20 protein-coding genes are annotated in these 19,563 nt (G+C 67.5%); 11 read left to right on the top strand and 9 right to left on the bottom strand.

From position 1 onward, the window contains the following. The first annotated feature begins 57 nt into the window (after positions 1-57). Complete coding sequence (locus FAZ98_RS24290; RefSeq protein WP_158954839.1) at positions 58-1,071, top strand: zinc-dependent alcohol dehydrogenase family protein; 1,014 nt, start codon at positions 58-60, stop codon at positions 1,069-1,071. Between the two features lie 96 nt (positions 1,072-1,167). On the opposite strand, the gene FAZ98_RS24285 is transcribed toward FAZ98_RS24290, so the two are convergent. Both FAZ98_RS24285 and FAZ98_RS24280 read right to left on the bottom strand, forming a co-directional pair. Beyond that, positions 1,168-1,464 carry a hypothetical protein gene (locus FAZ98_RS24285; RefSeq protein ID WP_158954837.1) on the bottom strand — a complete coding sequence of 99 codons (297 nt, stop codon included), beginning with the start codon at positions 1,462-1,464 and terminating at the stop codon, positions 1,168-1,170. A gap of 99 nt (positions 1,465-1,563) precedes the next feature. Further along, complete coding sequence (locus FAZ98_RS24280; protein WP_158954835.1) at positions 1,564-2,541, bottom strand: LysR family transcriptional regulator; 978 nt, start codon at positions 2,539-2,541, stop codon at positions 1,564-1,566. A gap of 175 nt (positions 2,542-2,716) precedes the next feature. Between FAZ98_RS24280 and FAZ98_RS24275 the strand changes: the two genes are divergently transcribed. The 4 genes from FAZ98_RS24275 (at position 2,717) to FAZ98_RS24260 (ending at position 7,410) form a co-directional block, all read left to right on the top strand. Then, positions 2,717-3,817: a porin gene (locus tag FAZ98_RS24275; protein ID WP_158954833.1), complete on the top strand. Its 1,101-nt coding sequence runs from the start codon at positions 2,717-2,719 to the stop codon at positions 3,815-3,817. A gap of 70 nt (positions 3,818-3,887) precedes the next feature. After that, positions 3,888-5,009, top strand: a complete 1,122-nt coding sequence (locus tag FAZ98_RS24270) for an alpha/beta hydrolase (protein WP_233272909.1) — start codon at positions 3,888-3,890, stop codon at positions 5,007-5,009. A 98-nt stretch (positions 5,010-5,107) separates the two neighbouring features. Continuing rightward, positions 5,108-6,403 (top strand): MFS transporter, encoded by a 1,296-nt coding sequence (locus FAZ98_RS24265; protein ID WP_233272938.1) that lies wholly within the window; start codon positions 5,108-5,110, stop codon positions 6,401-6,403. Next, the gene (locus FAZ98_RS24260) at positions 6,400-7,410 is read left to right on the top strand and encodes an alpha/beta hydrolase (protein ID WP_158954829.1); all 1,011 of its coding nucleotides are present in this window, start codon (positions 6,400-6,402) and stop codon (positions 7,408-7,410) included. The genes FAZ98_RS24265 and FAZ98_RS24260 overlap by 4 nt, the downstream gene beginning before the upstream one ends. 47 nt (positions 7,411-7,457) lie before the next feature. Here FAZ98_RS24260 and FAZ98_RS24255 read toward each other — a convergent pair whose 3' ends face one another. Next, the gene (locus tag FAZ98_RS24255; protein WP_158954827.1) at positions 7,458-8,429 is read right to left on the bottom strand and encodes a sulfonate ABC transporter substrate-binding protein; all 972 of its coding nucleotides are present in this window, start codon (positions 8,427-8,429) and stop codon (positions 7,458-7,460) included. 346 nt (positions 8,430-8,775) lie between these two features. On the opposite strand from FAZ98_RS24255, the gene FAZ98_RS24250 reads away from it, so the two are divergent. Together FAZ98_RS24250 and FAZ98_RS24245 are read left to right on the top strand one after the other, a co-directional pair. Continuing rightward, entirely contained in the window at positions 8,776-9,465 is a 690-nt protein-coding gene (locus FAZ98_RS24250; protein ID WP_158954825.1) for a DUF2325 domain-containing protein, read from the top strand. Between the two features lie 3 nt (positions 9,466-9,468). Next, positions 9,469-10,626, top strand: coding sequence for a fatty acid desaturase (locus tag FAZ98_RS24245; protein ID WP_158954823.1), 1,158 nt, complete (start codon positions 9,469-9,471; stop codon positions 10,624-10,626). 15 nt (positions 10,627-10,641) lie between these two features. Here FAZ98_RS24245 and FAZ98_RS24240 read toward each other — a convergent pair whose 3' ends face one another. Genes FAZ98_RS24240 through FAZ98_RS24230 form a run of 3 tightly spaced genes read right to left on the bottom strand, consistent with a single transcriptional unit; the run spans position 10,642 to position 13,126 of the window. Further along, a complete protein-coding gene (locus tag FAZ98_RS24240) occupies positions 10,642-11,934 on the bottom strand; it encodes an Nramp family divalent metal transporter (RefSeq protein ID WP_158954821.1) in 1,293 nt (430 codons plus the stop codon). 27 nt (positions 11,935-11,961) lie between these two features. Continuing rightward, positions 11,962-12,585, bottom strand: a complete 624-nt coding sequence (locus FAZ98_RS24235) for a superoxide dismutase (protein WP_158954819.1) — start codon at positions 12,583-12,585, stop codon at positions 11,962-11,964. A gap of 31 nt (positions 12,586-12,616) precedes the next feature. Then, positions 12,617-13,126 (bottom strand): hypothetical protein, encoded by a 510-nt coding sequence (locus tag FAZ98_RS24230; protein WP_158954817.1) that lies wholly within the window; start codon positions 13,124-13,126, stop codon positions 12,617-12,619. Between the two features lie 220 nt (positions 13,127-13,346). Here FAZ98_RS24230 and FAZ98_RS24225 point away from each other — a divergent pair, with 220 nt between their 5' ends. The 3 genes from FAZ98_RS24225 to FAZ98_RS36090 all read left to right on the top strand — a co-directional run bounded on the left by FAZ98_RS24225 (position 13,347) and on the right by FAZ98_RS36090 (position 16,545). Next, complete coding sequence (locus FAZ98_RS24225; RefSeq protein WP_199272451.1) at positions 13,347-14,522, top strand: PepSY-associated TM helix domain-containing protein; 1,176 nt, start codon at positions 13,347-13,349, stop codon at positions 14,520-14,522. Next, the gene (locus FAZ98_RS24220; RefSeq protein ID WP_158954815.1) at positions 14,519-14,713 is read left to right on the top strand and encodes a hypothetical protein; all 195 of its coding nucleotides are present in this window, start codon (positions 14,519-14,521) and stop codon (positions 14,711-14,713) included. Before FAZ98_RS24225 ends, FAZ98_RS24220 begins: the two co-directional genes overlap by 4 nt. A 293-nt stretch (positions 14,714-15,006) precedes the next feature. After that, on the top strand, positions 15,007-16,545 hold the full coding sequence (locus FAZ98_RS36090) for a methyl-accepting chemotaxis protein (RefSeq protein WP_325072807.1): 1,539 nt from the start codon (positions 15,007-15,009) through the stop codon (positions 16,543-16,545). A gap of 27 nt (positions 16,546-16,572) precedes the next feature. On the opposite strand, the gene FAZ98_RS24210 is transcribed toward FAZ98_RS36090, so the two are convergent. From FAZ98_RS24210 to tkt, 3 genes are read right to left on the bottom strand one after another with little or no spacing between them, the layout of a single operon-like run. Continuing rightward, positions 16,573-16,827 carry a hypothetical protein gene (locus tag FAZ98_RS24210; RefSeq protein WP_158954811.1) on the bottom strand — a complete coding sequence of 85 codons (255 nt, stop codon included), beginning with the start codon at positions 16,825-16,827 and terminating at the stop codon, positions 16,573-16,575. A 20-nt stretch (positions 16,828-16,847) separates the two neighbouring features. Beyond that, entirely contained in the window at positions 16,848-17,231 is a 384-nt protein-coding gene (locus tag FAZ98_RS24205; RefSeq protein ID WP_158954809.1) for a DUF3175 domain-containing protein, read from the bottom strand. Position 17,232: 1 nt separating this feature from the next. Further along, on the bottom strand, positions 17,233-19,338 hold the full coding sequence (tkt, locus tag FAZ98_RS24200) for a transketolase (protein WP_158954807.1): 2,106 nt from the start codon (positions 19,336-19,338) through the stop codon (positions 17,233-17,235). Here tkt and FAZ98_RS24195 point away from each other — a divergent pair. Beyond that, positions 19,337-19,552 (top strand): hypothetical protein, encoded by a 216-nt coding sequence (locus tag FAZ98_RS24195; protein WP_158954805.1) that lies wholly within the window; start codon positions 19,337-19,339, stop codon positions 19,550-19,552. The genes tkt and FAZ98_RS24195 overlap by 2 nt on opposite strands. Positions 19,553-19,563 lie beyond the last annotated feature (11 nt).

Here is a 19,563-nt window from a genome sequence, read left to right as displayed (position 1 = left end):
GAACATGAACGTGCAGACAGTTGCCGATGCAACCCGCTCACTGCCGGGAGCGCGGCCATGAAGGCCGCCGTGGTGCGCGCGCCGGGCGGGCTCGATCGCATCGAGTTGCGCGAGATCGACGATCCCGGCGCGCCCGGCCCCGGTGAGATTCGCGTGGCGCTGCACGCGACCTCGCTGAATTTCCACGATCTGCTGGTCGCCAACGGCGCGATTCCCACCGCCGACGGCCGCGTGCTGATGTCGGACGGCGCGGGCGTGGTGGAAGCGGTCGGCGCGGGCGTGAGCGACTTCAAGGCGGGCGATCACGTCGTTTCTTGCTTCTTCCCGCAATGGCCCGACGGTTTGCCGTGGCAGGCGGTTGGCAACTTCGCGCAAACGCCCGGCGACGGCGCCGAGGGTTTCGCCACCCACTACGCGGTGCGCCCCGCGAGCGCGTTCACGCACGCCCCGCGCGGCTGGACCCACGCCGAAGCCGCCACCCTCACCACGGCCGGTTTGACCGCCTGGCGCGCGCTGGTCGCGGACGGTGGCCTCAAGGCCGGCGACACGGTGCTCACGCTCGGCACCGGCGGCGTGTCGATCGCCGCGTTGCAGATCGGGCGGATGATGGGCGCGACGGTCATCGTCACCTCGTCGTCGGACGAGAAGCTCGCGCGCGCGAAAACGCTGGGCGCCGATCACGTCGTCAATTACCGGCAGCATGCGAACTGGGGCACGCTCGTGCGCAATCTCACGGGCGGCCGAGGCGTCGATCACGTGATCGAGGTGGGCGGCCCGGGCACGCTCGCGCAATCGATCGACGCGGTGTGCGTGGGCGGCCATATCGCGCTGATCGGCGTGCTCACCGGCCGCGAGGGCACGGTGCCCACGTCCACGCTGATGGCGAAACAGGCGCGGCTGCAAGGGCTGATCGTCGGCAGCCGGCGGCAGCAGCAGGAGTACGTGGCCGCACTCGATCGCGCGGGCGTGCGCCCGGCGATCGATCGCACGTTCGGTCTCGACGAACTCGCCGAGGCCTTCCGGCATCAGGAGGCCGGCGCGCACTTCGGCAAGATCTGCGCGACGTGGTGAGCGCGGCGGCGCCGTGCAGTCGATTCGCCGATTGATTAGCCATCCCGATTAATCGGCGAATCGATCGATAGCGGTACGCGCCGCCTCATCATCCGCTTACTGATCCTTCGCGTCCTTCACGCGCGCGTTGGCCTTTTCCTTGTCGGCGTCGGCTTGCGCGTCGGTCTTTTCCTTGTCGGCCTTGGCCTGCGCGACGGCCGCCTTCTTGTCGGCCTTCGACTGCTTCTTCGCGGCCTTCTGGTCCGCGTGCGTCGCCGGCGCGGCGGACGGATCGTCGTTGGTTTGCGCGACGGCGCTGTTCGTCACGGACCATGCGCCTGCCGCCGCAAGGGCGAGCACGACAGCGCTCAGCGAGGCATTGAGGCGGCGGGCGGGTTTCAGGATCGTCGGCATGACGTGGCTCCCTGTGTGAGTTGTACGTGGGCTGAAAGGGAGCAATCGTCATGCCGTGGCGCTTTCCCGCCCGGCCGCTCGATCCGCCGATACCGCACGTCAGCGCGACGCAGGCGCGTCCAGCCCGCTCGCGAGCCGTGCCTGCGCGAACGCCACGAAGCGCCCGGCCGCCGGATTGTGCATCTCCGAGGGATACGCGAGATGCAGCGGCGCGCTCAAGCCGTGCGCGTTGCTGAGCCGGCAGAACGCCACGTTCTCGTGATCGTAGTGGCGCATGGACGCGGGCACGAGCGTGACGCCCAGCCCCGCCGCGACCATGTGAATACCCGTGAGCATGCGCGGCACTTCGCGCGAGACTTGCGGCAGGAAGCCCGCGCTCCTGCACGCCGCGAGAATGTCGGCGTACATGCCGGGCGCGCCGGGCCGGCGCACGAGAATGAAGTTTTCTTCCGCGAGCGCTTCGAGCGGGATGGCGGGCGTGCCGCCTTTCATGCGCTTGTTCGTGCCGCCTTTCGCCGCGGCGCTCGCGCCTTTCTTGCCCGCGAGCAGCCGATGCCCGAGCGGCAGCACGACCACCATCGGCTCGTCGAGCAACTGCGTGAACGCGAGATCGGCGGGCGTTTCCACGGGCTTGCGCAGGAACGCGAGGTGAATCTGCCGCGCAAGCAGTCGCTCGATCAGTTCGGCCGCGTTGAGTTCGGCCAGGTCGATTTCGATGTCGGGATGCGCCGCGCCGAACGCGCGGATCAAATGCGTCGTGAGCGGATGAAACCCCGCCGAACTCGTGAGCCCGATCGAGATCGAGCCCAGCTCGCCCCGCGCGATGCGCCGCGCGTGCGAGAGCCCCTGCTGGAGCGTGTCGAGCACGACCGCCGCGTTCTGCGCGAACGCCTCGCCCGCGGGCGTCAGCTCCACGCCGCGCGGCAGACGCACGAACAGGTCGAATCCCACCTCTTCCTCGAGCAGACGGATCTGCTGCGAAAGCGGCGGCTGCTGCATCGCAAGACGCTCGGCGGCGCGCGTGAACTGGCCTTCCTCGGCAACGGCCAGGAAGTAGCGCAAATGGCGTAGCTCCATCGTGGGGCTTCCGGTGAGAGGTGGAAACGAACGGCGCGGCTCCTGCCATATTCAGAATATATGGCGGGGTCATTCAATCGATATTTTACATCTACCGGTGCCGGCCCTACGATGGCGACCATTCCGCGCTGACTTCACCGTTGCGCGCGTCTTACAACAACATCGGAGACCCTCCATGAAAAAGCACCACGCCGCCGCGTTCGCGCTGGTCGCGGGCTGTAGCGCCGCCCACGCCCAGGAAATCGACGAAGCCCTCGCTACCGCCATGGGCGGCGGTGGCGGCAGTTCCGTCACGCTCTACGGCGTGGTCGACGCCAACGTGGAATTCCTCTCGCACGCCAGCGCCACGGGCGGCTCGCTCGTGCGCGAGAACTCGGGCGGCATCCACAATTCGCGCTTCGGGGTGCGCGGCAGCGAGGCGCTCGGCGGCGGCAACACGGCGTGGTTCGTGCTCGAATCGGGCTTCAACAGCAACGACGGCACGCAGGCCACCGCCGGCACCCTGTTCAACCGCACGGCGGCGGTCGGTCTGTCGAACCCGCGCTTCGGCTCGCTCTCGTTCGGCTTGCAGTACACGGCGATGTACGACATTTTGCTGCACTACGATCCGATGTCGTTCTCGCAGCAATACACGTGGTTCCCGACAACGGGTTCCTCCGACGACTTCGCGTTTCGCGCGCGCGACAGCAATTCGGTCAAGTACGTGGGCAGCTTCGGCGGTCTCACGGCCATCGCCGACTACAGCTTCGGCGGCGACGCGGGCTCGTTCCAGAGCAGCGCGGCCTATAGCGGCGGTCTCGACTACGACGGCGGCACCTTCGGCCTCGCGGTGGCCTACGACTATCGCAACGGCGCGATCAATTCGACCGGCACGTGGACGAAGTCGCGCAACCTGAGCCTCTCGGCACGCCAGAATATCGGCGCGGGCGAAATCCTGGGCGGTTACGAGCACTATCTGTACAACCCCACGAAGAGCGCTTCGGTGGCGCAGGAATTGTTCTTCGCGGGCGTGCGCTACCCCGTGATGCGCAACCTGAAGCTCACGGCGGCGTATTACTACGACGTCGACAAGACGCCGAAGATGTCGAATACGTGGATGGGCGTGCTGAGTGCGCAGTACGCGCTGTCGAAGCGCACCTCGCTCTACGCGACGGTGGCCTACGCCGAAGCCACGCGTTACGCCAACGGCACCTACACGCCGGTCGGCACGAACGACAGCACGGCGTTCGGTCCGAACCAGACGGGCGTGACGCTCGGCATGTTCCACAAGTTCTGATCGGCGAGTCAGGCAGGCGAGTTTGCAATGCGGCCCGCGCGCGACGCGGGCCTTCGAGGGAGTGGTTCGCATGACAGCAATTCCGGTTCGAGGCCCGCGCACGAAGGCGCGACGGTTCGCACGCGGCGCCGCGGCGCTGGCGGTGTTCGGTGCGCTCGCGTCGTTGGGCGCATTCGGCGCGATGATGCCGGCGAGCGCGCAGGCCGCCACCGCCGCGCACGTCTACAACCCGCATTTGCGGCCCGTGTCGCAGATTTCGGACACGCGCATGCGTATCGACACCCCCGCGGGCGCCGCCGAATTCGCGCTCTACGTGTCGCGCGACTGGGCGCAGCCGCAGCCGGAGGTGACGCGCGCGATCATCGTGATCCACGGCAAGCTGCGCAACGCCGACACGTATTTCCACAGCGCCGAACAAGCCCGCGACGCGGCCAGGGCGCAAGGCGCGGACACGGCCGGCACGCTGCTGATCGCGCCGCAGTTCCTCGCCACGCTCGACTTCGCGGGCCGCGACGAACCCGCCGACCTGCTGCGCTGGCACGAAAACGGCTGGATGGCGGGCGAAAACGCCGTCGCGCCCGCGCCCGTGAGTTCGTACGCGGTGCTCGACGCCATCGTCGCGCGGCTCGCCGACCGCACGCGCTTTCCGAACCTGCGTCACGTGATCTTCGCGGGCCATTCGGGCGGCGGCCAGGTCGTGCAGCGCTACGCGGTGGCCGCGCGCGAAACCGGCGCGCTCGCGCGGGACGGCATCGACGTGCGCTATGTGGTGTCGAGCCCGTCGTCGTATGCGTATTTCGACGCCACGCGCCCCGAGCCGGTGGACGCGAACGCGTGCCCGGGCTTCGACGACTGGAAATACGGCATGCAGAAGCGCCCCGCGTATCTCGCCGACCGCACGCCCGCGCAGCTCGAAGCGGCGTACGTGAAGCGCCGCGTGCAATATCTTGTTGGCGGCAACGACAACGATCCGCGGCAAAAGGCGCTCGACCAGAGCTGTCCCGCCGAAGCACAAGGCCCGCAGCGCGTCGCGCGCGCGCAGGCGTATGTTCACTACCTGCAGGCGCGTCACCCCGAAGGCATCGACCAGCGGCTCGACGTCGTGCCGGGCGTGGGCCACAACGGCGCGCGCATGCTGACTTCGGCGTGCGCGCTCGCCGCCATGTACGACACGCCGGGATGCACGCCATGAACCGTCAATCGACTTCCAATCTCACCGTGTCAGCCGATCCGGAAAACAGCGCCGAAAGCAGCGCCGTCGCGCAGGCGCGCGCCGCGCTCTCGCCTTCGATGGTGCGCCGCGCGATCTTTTCCTCCGTGCTCGGCAACGGGCTCGAATGGTTCGACTTCCTGATCTACGCGTACTTCTCGAAGACGATCGCGCAGGTGTTCTTTCCTGCGGGCAGCGGTTTCCTGTCGATCATGCTCGCGCTCGCGACCTTCGCGATCGGCTTCGTGGTGCGGCCGTTCGGCGGCATCCTGCTCGGCCTCTACGCCGACCGCATGGGCCGCAGCCGCGCGCTTTCGCTCATCATCATCTCGATGGCGGTGAGCACGCTGCTGATGGGGCTCACGCCCGGCTACGCGCACATCGGCCTCGCCGCGCCCGCGCTGATCGTGTTCGCGCGCGTGCTGCAAGGGCTTTCGGTGGGCGGCCAGTTCGCCACGGCCTCGGCCATGCTGGTCGAGTACGCGCCGCCGGGCCGCAAGATGTACTACGGCAGCTTCAACATGACGGCGCAGTCGTTCGCGCTGCTGCTGTCTTCGGGCACGGGCTATCTGCTCACCACACATCTCACGCATGCGCAACTGGTGGCGTGGGGCTGGCGCGTGCCGTTCCTGTGCGGCGCGCTCGCCGGGCCGATCGGCTTCTATATCCGCCATCGCGTGGCGGAGTCGCCGGAGTTCGTCGAACTGCGCGCGCACGAAAGCCGCGCGCCGCGCACGACGCTGCGGCAGTTCTGCCGCGACAACGGCCGCGCCGCGCTGTGCGCGATGGGCGTGATCGCCGTGGGCGCCGCGACCAACTACGTGTGGCATTCGTATATGGCCGTGTACGTCGAGCGGCAATTGCATTTGCCGCTGGCCGTCGCGCTGCGCGGCGCGTTCTTCTGCGGCGTGCTCAACCTGTTCCTGTTTCCGCTCTCGGGCAAGCTTGCCGACCGCTTCGGCGCGTACCGGCTGTTCTATCCGGTGACGATCGCGTGGATGGTGTGCGCGTACCCGCTGTTCGTGTACGTGGTGTCGGCGCCTTCGGCCGAGCGGCTGTTCGTCGCCCAGGTGATCTCGACGGTGTTTCTCGCGGCGATGTCGGGCGCGCATCCCGGCATGCTCGCGACGCTCTTCCCGGTGCGCAGCCGCTCCTCGGGCGTGGCGATCTCGTACAACATCGCCGTGACGCTGTTCGGCGGCCTCGCGCCGTTCACCATCACCGGGCTCACGCGCATGTCGGGTTCGAGCCTCACGCCCGCGTTCTACCTGATTTTTGCCGGGCTGTTCTCGCTCGTGCTCGTCTATGGCACGCGACGCGGCCACGCCCGCGCCGACGGCGAACGCCATCCCTCCACAAGGAACTCCGCTGCATGACCCTGCTTGATCCCAACGACGAACGCGCGCCCAACGAACGGCCCGTCGCTGTCGTCGCACCGATGCATCTGGAAGTCGCGACCGCGCGCGGACGCGGCACGGTGCCGCTCTACGCCTCGGGCGCCTGGCACGCGCCGCAGCCCGAGGTCACGCGCGCCGTGATCCTGCTGCACGGCCGCCTGCGCAACGCCGACGCCTACTTCCAGCTCGCGCACCGCGCGCGCGCCCATGCGGGCGAGGCGGCGGCGCACACGCTGCTGCTCGTGCCGCAATTTCTCGCCAGCGAGGATGTGGAGGCGCACCGCCTGCCGGCCTCCACGCTGCGCTGGGACTGGACCAGCTGGATGGGCGGCGACGACGCGCTCGCGCCCGCGCCGCTCAGTTCGTTCGACGTGCTCGACGCGCTGCTCGCCACGCTCGCCGACCCGTTGCCGTTTCCCTCGCTGCGCGAAGTGGTGGTGGCGGGGCATTCGGGCGGCGCGCAGGTCGCGCATCGCTATGCCGTGCTCGCGCGTGGCGAGGCGCCGCTCGCGGCGCGCGGCGTGAAGCTGAGCTACGTGATCGCGAATCCGTCGTCGTATGTGTATTTCGATGTGCAACGCCCCGACGCGCACGGCGGTTTTGCCGCATTCGACGAGGCGCGCTGCCCCGGTTTCAATCGCTGGAAGTACGGGCTCGAAGCGCTGCCTTCGTATGCGCGGAACGCCGGGTTATCGCCCGAGGCTGCGCTCACGCCGGCCGCGCTCGAAGCGGCCTACGTGCGCCGCGACGTGACGCTGCTGCTCGGCGACCGCGACTGCGACCCCGAGCATCCCGCGCTCGACCGCTCGTGCGCCGCGCTCGCGCAAGGCGCGAACCGGCTCGAACGCGGCCGTGCGTATGCACAGTATTTGCGTGAACGCCATTTGGGCGAGCCGGCGCACCCTGTGCACGAGATCGCGGGCGCGGGCCACGACGCCGACGCCGTGTTCGGTTCGGCCGCCGGCCGCGCGGCGCTGTTCGGCTGAACGCGAGCGCCGCGGCTTCGGCTGCGGCTGCGGCTGTGGTTCGCGCGTCAGGCGAGCCCCGGCGCCGCCGCCTCGAGCACGCTCACGCGCTTCGGGATCAGCTTGAGGTCGAAGAAGGTATCGGCGATCTGCTGTTGTTCCGCGAGAATCGCCTTCGTGATCGGGCCCGTGCCGAACTGCACGCGCTCGATCGCGACATTCGCCACCTCGGGCGGCAAGCCCCACAACCTGGCGAGCTGGGCCGCGAGTTCCGGCCGGTTGCGCTGTCCCCACTGATCGATCTGGCTCAGTTCGTCGATGAGAATCTTGATGACGTCGGGGTTCTGCGCCGCGTATTTCAGCGAAGAAAAATAATAGGCGCGATTGCCGACCACGCCGGTGGCGTCGGCGAGAATGCGCGCGTCCAGCGTCTTCTGCGCGGCCGCGAGGAACGGATCCCAGATCACCCATGCGTCGATAGAACCGCGCTCGAACGCCGCGCGCGCGTCGGCGGGCGCGAGGAACACGAGGTTCACGTCGGCATAGTTCAGGTTATGCGCGCGCAGCAGCTTCACGAGGAAATAGTGCACATTGCTGCCGCGATTCAGGGCGACCGTCTTGCCCTTGAGGTCGGCCACGCCATGAATGGCCGATGAGCGCGGCACCAGCACGGCCTCGGATTGCGGACGCGGCACCGTCGCGGCCACGTAGGCGAGCGGCGCGCCCGCGGCCTGCGCGAAGATCGGCGGCGCTTCGCCCACGTCACCGAAGTCGATCGACCCCACGTTGAGCGCTTCGAGCTGCACGGGACCCGCCTCGAACTCCGTCCACGTCACGCCGACGCCCAGCGGCGCGAGCCGCTTTTCGAGCGTGCCGCGGCCCTTCAGCAACGTCAGATAGCCCTTTTGATTGCCGATGCGCAGCGTGCGCGGCGCGCCCGTGGCGGCGTTCGCGCGCAGGGAAAACGCGCTCAGCGCGGGAAGCGCGCCAAGCGCGGCGGTGCTGGCGGAAAGCTGGAGAAAGCGGCGGCGTGCGTTCATGCGCGGTGGGCTCGAGAGTGAAGATAGCCGCCGATGGTAGAAGCCGCGCCGCGAAGTGGAAAACAACGAATCGTCCGTTCCTCATTCCCAAAATTGATAACGCGCAAATAGCGCGTTTTGATGCTTCGATAACGCGCCCTTATGTCGCGACACGAAATAAAGCGAAACGCCGAGAATGTGCGCGACCTCGAGACGCCGCTTTTTTTTCGACTGCGCGACTTGGCGAATCCGCCTGATTTTACGATAATGAGAATCATTTCTATTTGAGGGCGGCGCGGGTCCGTGCCGTCCGCGCGCGCCGCCGTGGCGCGCGCGAGCCACGCAGGGAACGCGAGGAGCGAGCGCCATGACCCCGAACGAACTGGACTGGTTGCGCCTGTGCGACGAGCACGGGCGCGTGGTCTCCGCCTACGGGCGGGCACAGCGCCGCGCTTCGCGGCTCATCGCGGCGCAAGCGCGCCGCATCGAGGCGCTGGAGGCGCAGGTCATGCAGTTGCGCGCGGCGGCGATCGTGCGGCAGACGGCGCTGGTATGGGCGCGCGAGGACACGGACGCCTTGCACGCGGCCATTCCCGGTTTGCCGAAGCGGCGCGCGCTCGCCGGGCATGTGCGCACGCTGGAAACGCGCATACGGGCGCTGATCCGCGCGCAAACGGCGCGACCCGCGGTGGCCGCTCCCGCGGCCGCGCGCGCACCGGCATCCGCGGAAAAAGTCGTGCTCTGGGTGAGCCGCGCCGACGTGCAACCGGACCTGCAATCGGCGTTCACGCAGCGCGCGGCCGCGAGCGCGGGCCTGCGTCTCGTGCAAACGAGCGGCGAGAACGCGGCGCGGCTGGACAGCGATCTCGCCGACGCCGACCTCGTGATCTGCCAGGTCGGCTGCGTGAGCCACGGCGACTGGTGGCGGATGAAGAATTACTGCACGCGCACGGGCAAGCCCTGCGTGCTCGTCGACGAACCGGATGCCTTGCGGCGCGTGATCGCGGCGCGCGTACCGGTTGCGGCCGGCGTGGACACGAAAGATGAGGAAAGCTAACGAATGACGACTCACCAAACCGCGCAATCCATGGCGCAAGTGCCTCAGGCACAGCAGGCGCCCCATACGGCGCGCGCGCAAACCCCGGAAACTCCGGCGCAACCGCCGCTGCAACCGATCCCGCCCGGCGACCCGCTGCCGCATCGCAAGATCCTGCGTGGCTGGCTCGAACCGCTCGTGCAGCGCACGACGCTCTACCCGCTGCTGCTGCTCGTGTTCGATTACGCGATCTTTGGCGGCCTGCAAGCGGGGATCGTGTTCGCGCAAAGCGGGATCGTGAAGCTGGTGTGCGCGCTGGTGGCGGGCTTCGTGATCGGGCGGCTCTTCATCATCGGTCACGACGCGTGCCATCAGAGCCTCACGCCGCACCGCAGGCTCAACAAGTGGCTCGGGCGCATCGCGTTCCTGCCGTCGCTCACGCCGTACAGCCTGTGGGAAGCGGGGCACAATGTGGTGCATCACGGCTACACCAACCTCAAGGGCTTCGACTTCATCTGGGCGCCGTTGAGCGTGGAGGAGTATCAGGCGCTGTCGCGTCCGCGCCGTGTGATGGAGCGCATCTACCGCAGCGGCTGGGGGCCGGGCCTCTACTACATGCTGGAAATCTGGTGGCGCCGCATGATGTTCCCGAGCCGGGCCGCCATGCCCACGCGCCGCCCGATCTTCTTCAAGGACTGCTGGCTCGTGAGCGTGTTCGCGGCCGTGTGGCTCGCCGTGCTCGTGTGGGCCGCGCTCGCCACCGCGCAGTCGGTCACGCTCGTGCTGGTCCTGGGCTTCGTGGTGCCGTTCCTGTTCTGGTGCGCGATGATCGGCTTCGTGGTGTACGTGCATCACACGCACGAGCGCGTGAGCTGGTACGACGATCGCGCCGAATGGGCGCGCGCGCAGCCGTTCGTCACGACCACCGTGCATCTCACGTTCCGCTGGCGCTTCGGCGCGCTGCTGCATCACATCATGGAGCACACGGCGCATCACCTCGACATGAGCATTCCGCTCTACAAGCTCGAAGAGGCGCAGGCGCAACTCGAAGCCATGCTGCCGCAGCGTATCGTGATCCAGCCGTTCTCGTGGCGCTGGTATTTCGCCACGGCACAGCATTGCAAGCTGTACGATTTCAAGGCGCGGCAGTGGTTGAAGTTCGACGGTCGTCAGTCATCCTGACGATCGGCGGAAGCCTCACGAAACCGCCTGTACCACCAGCACGAGATTGAGCACCACGATGACCGCCGTCGCGGCAATGGCGGCGGCGTCGGTCAGGCGGTTATTGGCGAATTCGCCCATCACGTCGCGGCGGCGCGTGAAGTAGACCAGCGCGATCATCGGCACGGGCAACGCGAGCGAGAGTACCACCTGGCTCATGACGAGCGCCTGGGTCGGGTTCCAGCCCATCGCCACCACTACGAATGCGGGCACCATCGTCACGGCGCGGCGCACCCACACGGGAATGCGAAAGCCCACGAAGCCCTGCATGATCAACTGTCCCGCGAGCGTGCCCACCACCGAGCTGGACACGCCCGCGCAAATCAGCGAAACGAGAAAGAGTCCGGCCGCGCCCGCACCGAGCAGCGGCGTGAGCGTGCTGTACGCCACGCCGATGTCGGCCACGCCGCTGTGGCCCGGGTGAAACGCCGCGCTCGCCATGATCACCATCGCCATGTTCACGAGCCCGGCCACGCCGAGCGCCACGACCACTTCGTAGCCGGAAAAGCGCATGAGCTGGCGGCGCTCGCTCGCGCCGGGCGAGGGAAAGCGCGCCTGCATGAGCCCCGAGTGCAAAAAGATCGCGTGCGGCATGACCGTCGCACCGACAATGCCCACGGCCACGGTGAGCGCTTCGCCTTTGGGCAGCGCGGGCAGCGACGGGATGAAGGTGTGGCGCGCCACGTCGCCCCACGCGATGGGCGCGATGAACATCTCGGCCACGTAACAGAGACCGATCGCGGCCACGAGCACGCCGATCATGAGCTCCATCGGCCGGAAGCCGTTCTTGTCGATGGCGAGAATCGCGCAGGTGATCGCGGCCGTGATGGCCATGCCCGCAAGCAGCGGAATGTGCAGCAGCAGCGCGAGCGCGATGGCGCCGCCGAGGAATTCGGCGAGGTCGGTGGCCATGGCCGCGATTTCGCTCACGACCCACATCGCCAGCACGACACGCGGCGGAAAACGTTCGCGGCACAATTCGGCCAGATTGCGCCCGGTGGCAATGCCGAGCCGCGCGGAGAGCGCCTGAAACAGCATGGCGATCACGTTCGCCATCAGCACGACCCACAGCAGCGCGTAGCCGAACTGCGCGCCCGCCTGAATGTTGGTCGCGAAGTTGCCGGGGTCCATGTACGCGATCGAGGTGATCACGGCCGGCCCGGCGAACAGCAGCGCCGAGCCCGGCCCGCGGCGCTTGCCGGCGAGCACGTCCTGCATCGCCGCGGTGGCGCGGCCCGTCAACGTGCCTTTGCCGGCCACGGTATTCATGGAGGTCTCCCCGCGCCGCAAGCGACGTCAGCCGCGCGCGGCGGCGTAGCGTCGGGCCACTTCGGACCAGTGGATCACGTTGTAGAACGCGGCGATGTACTCGGGGCGGCGATTCTCGTACTTGAGGTAATACGCGTGCTCCCAGACGTCGAGCCCGAGGATGGGCGTGTTGCCCGAGAGCAGGCCCGCCATGAGCGGCGAGTCCTGATTGCCGCTGTTCTCGACCACGAGCTTGCCCTCGCGGTTCACGCAAAGCCACGCCCAGCCGCTGCCGAAACGCGTGAGCGCGGCCTTGGTGAAGGCGTCCTTGAACGCGTCGAAACCGCCCAGGTCGGTGTCGATGGCGCGCGCCAGTTCGCCCGTGGGCGTGCCGCCGCCTTGCGGCGACATCACCGTCCAGAACAGGCTGTGGTTCGCGTGACCGCCGCCGTTGTTGCGCACGGGCGTCTGCAATGCTTCGGGCAACGAAATAATCTGGGCGACAAGCGTTTCCACGGGCAGATTCTGGTACTCCGTGCCCTCGAGCGCCGCGTTGAGGTTGTTGACGTAGGTTTGATGGTGACGCGAGTGATGAATCTCCATTGTGCGCGTGTCGATATGCGGTTCGAGCGCGTCGGTGGCGTAGGGCAGGGCGGGGAGCGTATAGGGCATGCGCGGTTTCCTTTCGCGAGAGTGGCGGGTGTCAGTGGGTGCGAGCGCGGTCGACGTCGAGCGCGAGCTGGCCGGCGCGCAGCGCGCGCGTCGTGAGCGGATGGGGCCCGTGTGCCTTTTCGTGGTACACGAGCGCGAGATGGGTTTCGCGGCTATGACGCAGGGCCGCGCGGCGCAATGTGGCGTCACGATGCGTGTCGAGATAAAGGGCGACCACGGCCTCGTGCGCCTCGCAGAGGTGGGCGGCGGCGCGGGCGAGATCGCCGCGCGCGGCGAGCAGGGTGGCGAGGTTGTGCCACGACGCCACCAGCGCGGCCACGCGGTCTTCGGCCGGCGGCAGCGGCGCACGGGGCGAGAGCGGGGCGAAATCGATCAACTGGCGCGCGAGGGCGAGTGCGCGGCGATACCCGCCCAGCGCGACCACGGCGCGGCCCGCGCGTTCGGCGGCTAGCGCGCCGCGCGTGACGGCCTCCCAGACGGCGAGGCTCGGGCTCAGGCGAGCGGGGGAAACGGCAAGGTACGGCGCGGTGCGTGCATGCATGACGAAGGCTCCAGGCGATTCCTGTGGGTGCCCCTTTGCGTGGACAACTGCGCCTTCGTACTCGGGTCTCTTAATAGTAATCATTCTCATCTATAATTGGCAAGCTTCGGCTCAAACCCCGCCTGGCGGCAGGGTCAACGCCGCGGCGGCATGACCGCCCGAGCCCCGTACGCTTCAGCCACCCGACACCGGCGGACCGCACCGCCCACCGAGACATTCGATCGTGCCAACCCTTTCGATACGCCGCTGGTCCCTCGTGCATCGCTGGACCAGTCTCGTCTGCACGCTGTTCCTGTTCGCCATCTGCGTGACGGGGCTGCCCTTGCTCTTCTCCGACGAAATCGACGGCTGGCTCACGCCGCATGTCTACGCCGACGTACCGGCGGGCACGCCGCCCGCGAGCCTCGACCGCCTCGTCGCGCAGGCGCGCGCGAGCTACCCGGGCGAGATCGTCACCTCGGTATTTATCGACGACGACGAACCGCAGGCCTACGTGTGGATGGCGCCCTCGTGGCAGGCGATGCAGGACGAGCCCGCGTCGCGCCACTTTCTGCGCTTCGATGCGCGCACGGGCGCCTTGCTCGAACGCTCGCAGTCGATGCAGGCACAACGCTGGCAATTCATGAACGTGATGCTGAGCGTGCATCGCGACCTGTTCGCCGGGCTGCCGGGCGAGTTATTTCTCGGCGTGATGGGTCTCCTGTTCGTGATCGCCATCGTCTCGGGCGTCGTGCTCTACGGCCCGTTCATGAAGAACCTCAAATTCGGCACCGTGCGCGCGGACCGCGCGCCGCGCATCCGTTGGCTCGACCTGCACAATCTGCTCGGCATCGTCACGCTCGCGTGGGCGTTCGTGGTGGGCGCCACGGGCGTGATGAACGAACTCGCCACGCCGCTATTTGCGCTCTGGCAGCGCGGCGACGTGAGCCACATGCTCGCGCAGTATCGCGACGCCACGCCGCCCGCGCAGAACGAACTCACCTCGGTGCAGGCGGCGCTGGATACCGCGAAGCGCGCCGTGCCGGGCATGACGATCACGGGCGTGACGTTCCCCACGCGCGTGAACGGCAGCCCGTGGCATTACCTGCTGTGGGCGAAGGGCGATACCACGCTCACCTCGCGCCTGTTCAGCCCCGTTCTGGTCGACGCGCGCACGGGCCAGCTCGCGCACGTGCTGCAAATGCCGTGGTATCTGCGCGCGCTCGAAGTGTCGCGGCCGCTGCATTTCGGCGATTACGGCGGCATGCCGCTCAAGGTGCTCTGGGCGCTGCTCGATCTGCTGACGATCGTCGTGCTCGGCAGCGGTTTGTATTTGTGGTTCGCGCGCCGCCATGCCGTGGCCGCGCGTATCGAAGCGCTCGCCGCAGCGCGTGAATCGGAGGAAGCCGCGTCATGAGCCGTCGAGCCAATACCTTGCGGGAAATCTGGCTGATGCCCGTGATCCTGTTCGTCGTGACCGCGCTCGGTCTTGGCGCGGCCTTGCTCGGCGACGAAGCGTGGCGGCCGCTGTCGTGGCTGTGCCTCGCCGCGCCGATCGCGGTGGCGGCGCGCTTCGTGTTGCGCGCGGGCGCGCGAAACACGCGCTGAAGCCGCCGAAATCGCGCGCCGGCGTGTGGCATGCATCACGCGCATTCACGGCGCATTCGTGACGCATTCACGGGCGTCGGTTTTCAATCGACGCCCGCACGCCGTTCAACCCATTTCCTTGGCACGAAATGCACCATTCATGCCTTCCAGCAAGGTAATGGGAGAATTTCGTCGCGCACGCACACGTTTGCCTCAAGTTTTTCTTTTCCGCGCCGTATAAGCGTTCGGCGGCCCGTTCTGGGTCAATCATCCAGCCTTACCTGCAAGTTTTTAATAAAGATATGTTCAGGAAAATGACAATCCGCGCGCGTCTCGCGCTGGCAATGGGGTTTCTCGGGGCGTTACTCGTGCTCGGTGGGGCAATGGGGATCGCAGGCGTCAATTTCAGTAATCGCGACTTGAACGCGCTCTATGCGAATCAGCTCGCTTCGTCGGTGGCGCTCGGCGAAACCAGCGTGGCCCTCGCGCGCAGCCGCCTGTGGCTGTTCCGCATCGCGATCAACCCGGATGTGCCCGATATCGCCAAATTCGAGCAGAACTCGCGCGATCAGCTCGCGAAAGCCAAGCATTCATGGGACGCCTATCGCAAGCTGCCCACTTACGACGAAGACGAAGCGCGCAGCTCGGACCAGATCGACGCGAAGCTTCAGAATCTCGTGACCAGCGCCTATGAGCCGATCTATCAAGTGATCGCGGGCGGCGACAGCGCACAGATCCGCACGGCGGTCGCCAATACCTCGGCGGCCATTTACGGCGATGTGACGAGTAGTCTGGACGTGTTGCAGAAGAAGCAGAACGTCGCCGCGCGAACGACCTACGACAGCGCGCAGGCGCGCTTTCACTGGTTCATCGTCATTGCGGTGATCGGCGTGCTGTTCGCGCTCGCCGCCGCCGGATTCGCGTGGATTTCGCTGCAACGCGCGATCGGCCGGCCGCTCGCGCAGGCGCTCGACCACTTCAAGGCGATCTCGAACGGCGATCTCACCGCGCGTATCGAAGTGCGCTCGTTCGACGAAATGGGCCAGTTGCTCGAAGGCGTGAAGTCGATGCAGGCAAAACTCATCGACATGATCGGTTCGGTGCGCGAAGGCGCGAGCGCCATCAATACGGCCGCGCACGAGATTGCGGCCGGCAATACCGATCTCTCGCAACGCACCGAGGAACAGGCCGCGTCGCTCGAAGAAACGGCCTCGAGCATGGAAGAACTCACGGCCACCGTGCGCCGCAACGCGGACAACGCGCGCCAGGCCACCTCGCTCGCGGGCGCGGCTTCGGACACCGCGCAGCGCGGCGGCGCCGTGGTGGGTCACGTGGTGGACACGATGCGCGAGATCGCCGACAGCTCGTCGCGCATGAACGAGATCATCAGCGTGATCGAAAGCATCGCGTTCCAGACCAACATTCTCGCGCTCAACGCGGCCGTGGAAGCGGCGCGTGCGGGCGATCAGGGCCGCGGCTTCGCGGTGGTCGCCTCGGAAGTGCGCACGCTCGCGCAACGTGTGGCCACGGCGGCCGGCGAGATTCGCGGTTTGATCGGCGAGTCGAGCACGCGCGTGGACGCGGGGTCGAAGCTCGTGCACGACGCGGGCAGCACGATTGCCGACATCATCCGCGACGTCTCGCGCGTCAACGACATCCTGCAGGAAATTGCTTCGGCGTCCGAAGAACAGAGCACGGGCATCGGTCAGGTCAACGTGGCCGTCTCGCAGATGGACCATGTGACGCAGCAAAATGCGGCGCTCGTCGAGCAGGCCTCGGCGGCGGCGCAGTCGATGGCGCACCAGGCGAGCGGCCTCAGCGAGGCCGTGTCGATCTTCAAGGTGCGCGCGTAAGCGTCGACGCCCGCGAGCGAGCTGCGCCTATTTCGCCGCCGCGCCGCTTGCGGGCGGCGGGCGCGCGATGTCTTCGTCGTTCGTCGCGCGCTTGTGCGGTTTTTTCATCGGCATATGGTCGGGGTTGGTCGCGCTTGCTGCACCCGACGCCACCTCGGGCGTTTTCGCCATCGGCGTGACGGGCTGCGGCGCGATGGCCTGCGCGTAGGCCGTCACGGCGGCAGCGGCCGCGCCGCTTGCCACCACGGCGCAGGCGAGTGATCTGGCAATCCGAATGTTCATGCGTGTCTCCCTGGAGTCATTCACGGCTTGCGGCCAAACGCTTCGCGCAACTTGCCTTTGGCCCGCGCGAGCGTGTTGCGTTGCGCTTTGGGCAAGTTGCGGCCCGCGCGGTTGATATAGAAGTTGAGCATCGACATGGCCGATTGATACGGCGTGCCCTTGCGCCGCTTGCTGCGCTGTGCCGAAGCCTTCAGCGAGCGCGCGATCTCCTCCGCGCTGCCGCTCGTGAACACGCCCGACTTCAGGTCCATGGCGTCGCTCGTTTCGGTCACGTGCTGCGACCAGCGCGGCTTGCCGCCGCGCGGCGCCGCGGCGGTGGCGCGCTTCGTCGTGCTCGCGTGCGCATGACGCTGGCGCGCGGGCCGGCCGCCCTTGCGCCGCGTGGAAGGGTGCGCCGTGCTCATGTCATTCGCCGCGTGGCGCCTTCTCGTTCTTGCTGCGCGCCATCTGCTTTTTCGCCTCTTCCACCACGCGCTCGGGCGTGAAGCCGAACTTGGTGCGCAAGGCCTGCAGCGGTGCGGAGGCGCCGAAGGTGTGCATCACGATCTGCGAGCCGAGCCGGCCCACGTAGCGATCCCAGCCGAGCGTCGCGGCTTGCTCGACGGCCACGCGCGCGTGCACGTCGGGCGGCAGCACCTCGTCCTTGTACGCGTCGTCCTGCTTCTCGAAGATATCCCACGACGGCATGGAAACGACGCGTGCCGCGATGCCTTCCTGCTTGAGCGTTTCGTAAGCGGTGATACACAGCGACACTTCGCTGCCGGTGGCGAGCAGCAGCACTTCGGGGCGCTTGCCGTCGGGCGCGTCGGCGAGCACATAGGCGCCGCGGCGCACACCTTCGGCGCTCGCGTATTTCGTGCGATCGAGCGTGGGCAGCGGCTGGCGCGTGAGCACCATGCACGACGGTTCGTGCGGGCGCGTCATGACCACGCGCCACGCCTCGCCCACTTCGTTGGCGTCGGCGGGGCGCAGCGTGGTGAGGCCAGGCACGCCGCGCAGCGAGGCGAGTTGTTCGATCGGCTGGTGAGTGGGGCCGTCTTCGCCCACGCCGATCGAATCGTGCGTAAACACGAACACGACCGGCAGCTCCATGATCGCCGCGAGCCGGATAGGCGGCTTCATGTAGTCGCTGAAGATCAGGAACGTGGAGGCGAACGGCCGCAGGCCCGAGAGCGCGAGGCCGTTCGCCACGGCGCCCATACCGTGCTCACGAATGCCGAAGTGCAGATTCGCGCCGTCGTAGTGGCCTTTTTCGAAGCTCGTCGCGCCGTCGAACTTGAGGTTGGTTTTCGTCGATGGCGAGAGATCGGCCGCGCCGCCGATCATCCACGGCACGCGCTTCGCAATCGCGTTCTCGACCTTGCCGGACGACTCGCGCGTGGCGAGACCCTTCGCGTCGGGCTCGAACGTAGGTATTTCGGCATCCCAATCATCGGGCAGCTTGCCTTCGAGCAGCAAACGAATTTCCTTCGCTTCCTGCGGGTAACGCTGCGCGTAGTCGTCGAACTGCTTTTGCCATTCGGCGTGCGCTGCCTTGCCGCGCGCGCCCATGCCCTGCGCGAAATGCTCGCGCACGCCGTCGGGCACGAGGAACTGCGCGTCTTCGGGCCAGCCGTAGGCGCGTTTCGCGAGCTTCACTTCGTCTTCGCCGAGCGCCTCGCCGTGCGCGGAGGCCGTGTCCTGCTTGTGCGGCGCGCCCCAGCCGATGATGCTCTTCACGACGATCAGTGTCGGGCGGTCGGTCACGGCTCGCGCCTGCTCGATGGCGGCTTCGATCGCCTTCGTGTCGTTGGCGTCGTCCACGTGCAGCGTGTGCCAGTGATAGCCCTTGAAGCGCGATTCCACGTCGTCGCTGTAGGCGAGATCGGTATGGCCTTCGATGGTGATGCGATTGCTGTCGTAGAACCAGATCAGGTTCGAAAGCCCGAGATGACCCGCGAGCGAGGCGGCCTCGTGCGAGATGCCTTCCATCATGTCGCCGTCGCCGCAGATCGTGTAGACGCGGTAGTCGAACAGCTTGATGTCGGGCTTGTTGTAGCGCGCGGCGAGCCAGCGCTCGGCCATCGCCATGCCCACGCTGTTGCCGAGGCCCTGACCGAGCGGGCCCGTGGTCGTCTCCACGCCGGTCGTCATGCGGTACTCCGGGTGGCCTGGCGTCACGCTGTCGATCTGGCGGAACTGCTTGATGTCGTCGAGCGACACGGCGGGCTTGCCGGTGCGCTTGCCGTGCGCATCCACGGCCTGCACGCCCGCAAGATGCAGCAGCGAATACAGCAGCATCGACGCATGTCCGTTGGAGAGCACGAAGCGGTCGCGGTTGGGCCACTGCGGCGCCTCGGGGTCATAGCGCAGGTTGTACTGCCAGAGCTGGTACGCGAGCGGCGCGAGCGCCATGGGCGTGCCGGGGTGGCCGGAATTGGCCTTCTGCACGGCGTCCATCGACAAGGTACGGATCGTGTCGATGGTGAGCAGGTCGAGATCGGCGGAAGACTTCGGTGCGGTGCTGGACATGAGCGAGAACTCCTCTGGCGGCGGGGCGCTGCGGCGCGAGCGGCGCAGCGAACAGGTCACGACATTGAGCAAATGCGATGCCATGCGTGAGACGGGCGCGCGCATCGAGGCGAAAAATCTTGGCTCGCGCGGCGCCATGGGAACGCGCGATGCGTCCAACTGGTGTGTGCAGGCGCGCGCGCGGCTCGAGGAGCCCGCGCGGGCGCGGCAGTGAATAAGGAGGTA

The organism is Paraburkholderia acidisoli (assembly GCF_009789675.1).
Taxonomy (GTDB): Bacteria; Pseudomonadota; Gammaproteobacteria; order Burkholderiales; family Burkholderiaceae; genus Paraburkholderia; species Paraburkholderia acidisoli.
The sequence above is the reverse complement of the archived record's forward strand: the minus strand, read 5'-3'. Positions and strand labels throughout refer to the sequence as shown.

Excerpts from the sequence above, each read along its gene's own strand:
- FAZ98_RS24265 (WP_233272938.1), top strand. The coding sequence starts at position 5,108 with ATGGTGCGCCGCGCGATCTTTTCCTCCGTGCTCGGCAACGGGCTCGAA.
- FAZ98_RS24255 (WP_158954827.1), bottom strand. The coding sequence starts at position 8,429 with ATGAACGCACGCCGCCGCTTTCTCCAGCTTTCCGCCAGCACCGCCGCG.
- tkt (WP_158954807.1), bottom strand. The coding sequence starts at position 19,338 with ATGTCCAGCACCGCACCGAAGTCTTCCGCCGATCTCGACCTGCTCACC.
- FAZ98_RS24245 (WP_158954823.1), top strand. The coding sequence starts at position 9,469 with ATGACGACTCACCAAACCGCGCAATCCATGGCGCAAGTGCCTCAGGCA.
- FAZ98_RS24210 (WP_158954811.1), bottom strand. The coding sequence starts at position 16,827 with ATGAACATTCGGATTGCCAGATCACTCGCCTGCGCCGTGGTGGCAAGC.
- FAZ98_RS24260 (WP_158954829.1), top strand. The coding sequence starts at position 6,400 with ATGACCCTGCTTGATCCCAACGACGAACGCGCGCCCAACGAACGGCCC.
- FAZ98_RS24230 (WP_158954817.1), bottom strand. The coding sequence starts at position 13,126 with ATGCATGCACGCACCGCGCCGTACCTTGCCGTTTCCCCCGCTCGCCTG.
- FAZ98_RS24275 (WP_158954833.1), top strand. The coding sequence starts at position 2,717 with ATGAAAAAGCACCACGCCGCCGCGTTCGCGCTGGTCGCGGGCTGTAGC.
- FAZ98_RS24285 (WP_158954837.1), bottom strand. The coding sequence starts at position 1,464 with ATGCCGACGATCCTGAAACCCGCCCGCCGCCTCAATGCCTCGCTGAGC.
- FAZ98_RS24205 (WP_158954809.1), bottom strand. The coding sequence starts at position 17,231 with ATGAGCACGGCGCACCCTTCCACGCGGCGCAAGGGCGGCCGGCCCGCG.
- FAZ98_RS24280 (WP_158954835.1), bottom strand. The coding sequence starts at position 2,541 with ATGGAGCTACGCCATTTGCGCTACTTCCTGGCCGTTGCCGAGGAAGGC.
- FAZ98_RS36090 (WP_325072807.1), top strand. The coding sequence starts at position 15,007 with ATGACAATCCGCGCGCGTCTCGCGCTGGCAATGGGGTTTCTCGGGGCG.
- FAZ98_RS24290 (WP_158954839.1), top strand. The coding sequence starts at position 58 with ATGAAGGCCGCCGTGGTGCGCGCGCCGGGCGGGCTCGATCGCATCGAG.
- FAZ98_RS24250 (WP_158954825.1), top strand. The coding sequence starts at position 8,776 with ATGACCCCGAACGAACTGGACTGGTTGCGCCTGTGCGACGAGCACGGG.
- FAZ98_RS24270 (WP_233272909.1), top strand. The coding sequence starts at position 3,888 with ATGACAGCAATTCCGGTTCGAGGCCCGCGCACGAAGGCGCGACGGTTC.
- FAZ98_RS24240 (WP_158954821.1), bottom strand. The coding sequence starts at position 11,934 with ATGAATACCGTGGCCGGCAAAGGCACGTTGACGGGCCGCGCCACCGCG.
- FAZ98_RS24195 (WP_158954805.1), top strand. The coding sequence starts at position 19,337 with ATGAGCGAGAACTCCTCTGGCGGCGGGGCGCTGCGGCGCGAGCGGCGC.
- FAZ98_RS24220 (WP_158954815.1), top strand. The coding sequence starts at position 14,519 with ATGAGCCGTCGAGCCAATACCTTGCGGGAAATCTGGCTGATGCCCGTG.
- FAZ98_RS24235 (WP_158954819.1), bottom strand. The coding sequence starts at position 12,585 with ATGCCCTATACGCTCCCCGCCCTGCCCTACGCCACCGACGCGCTCGAA.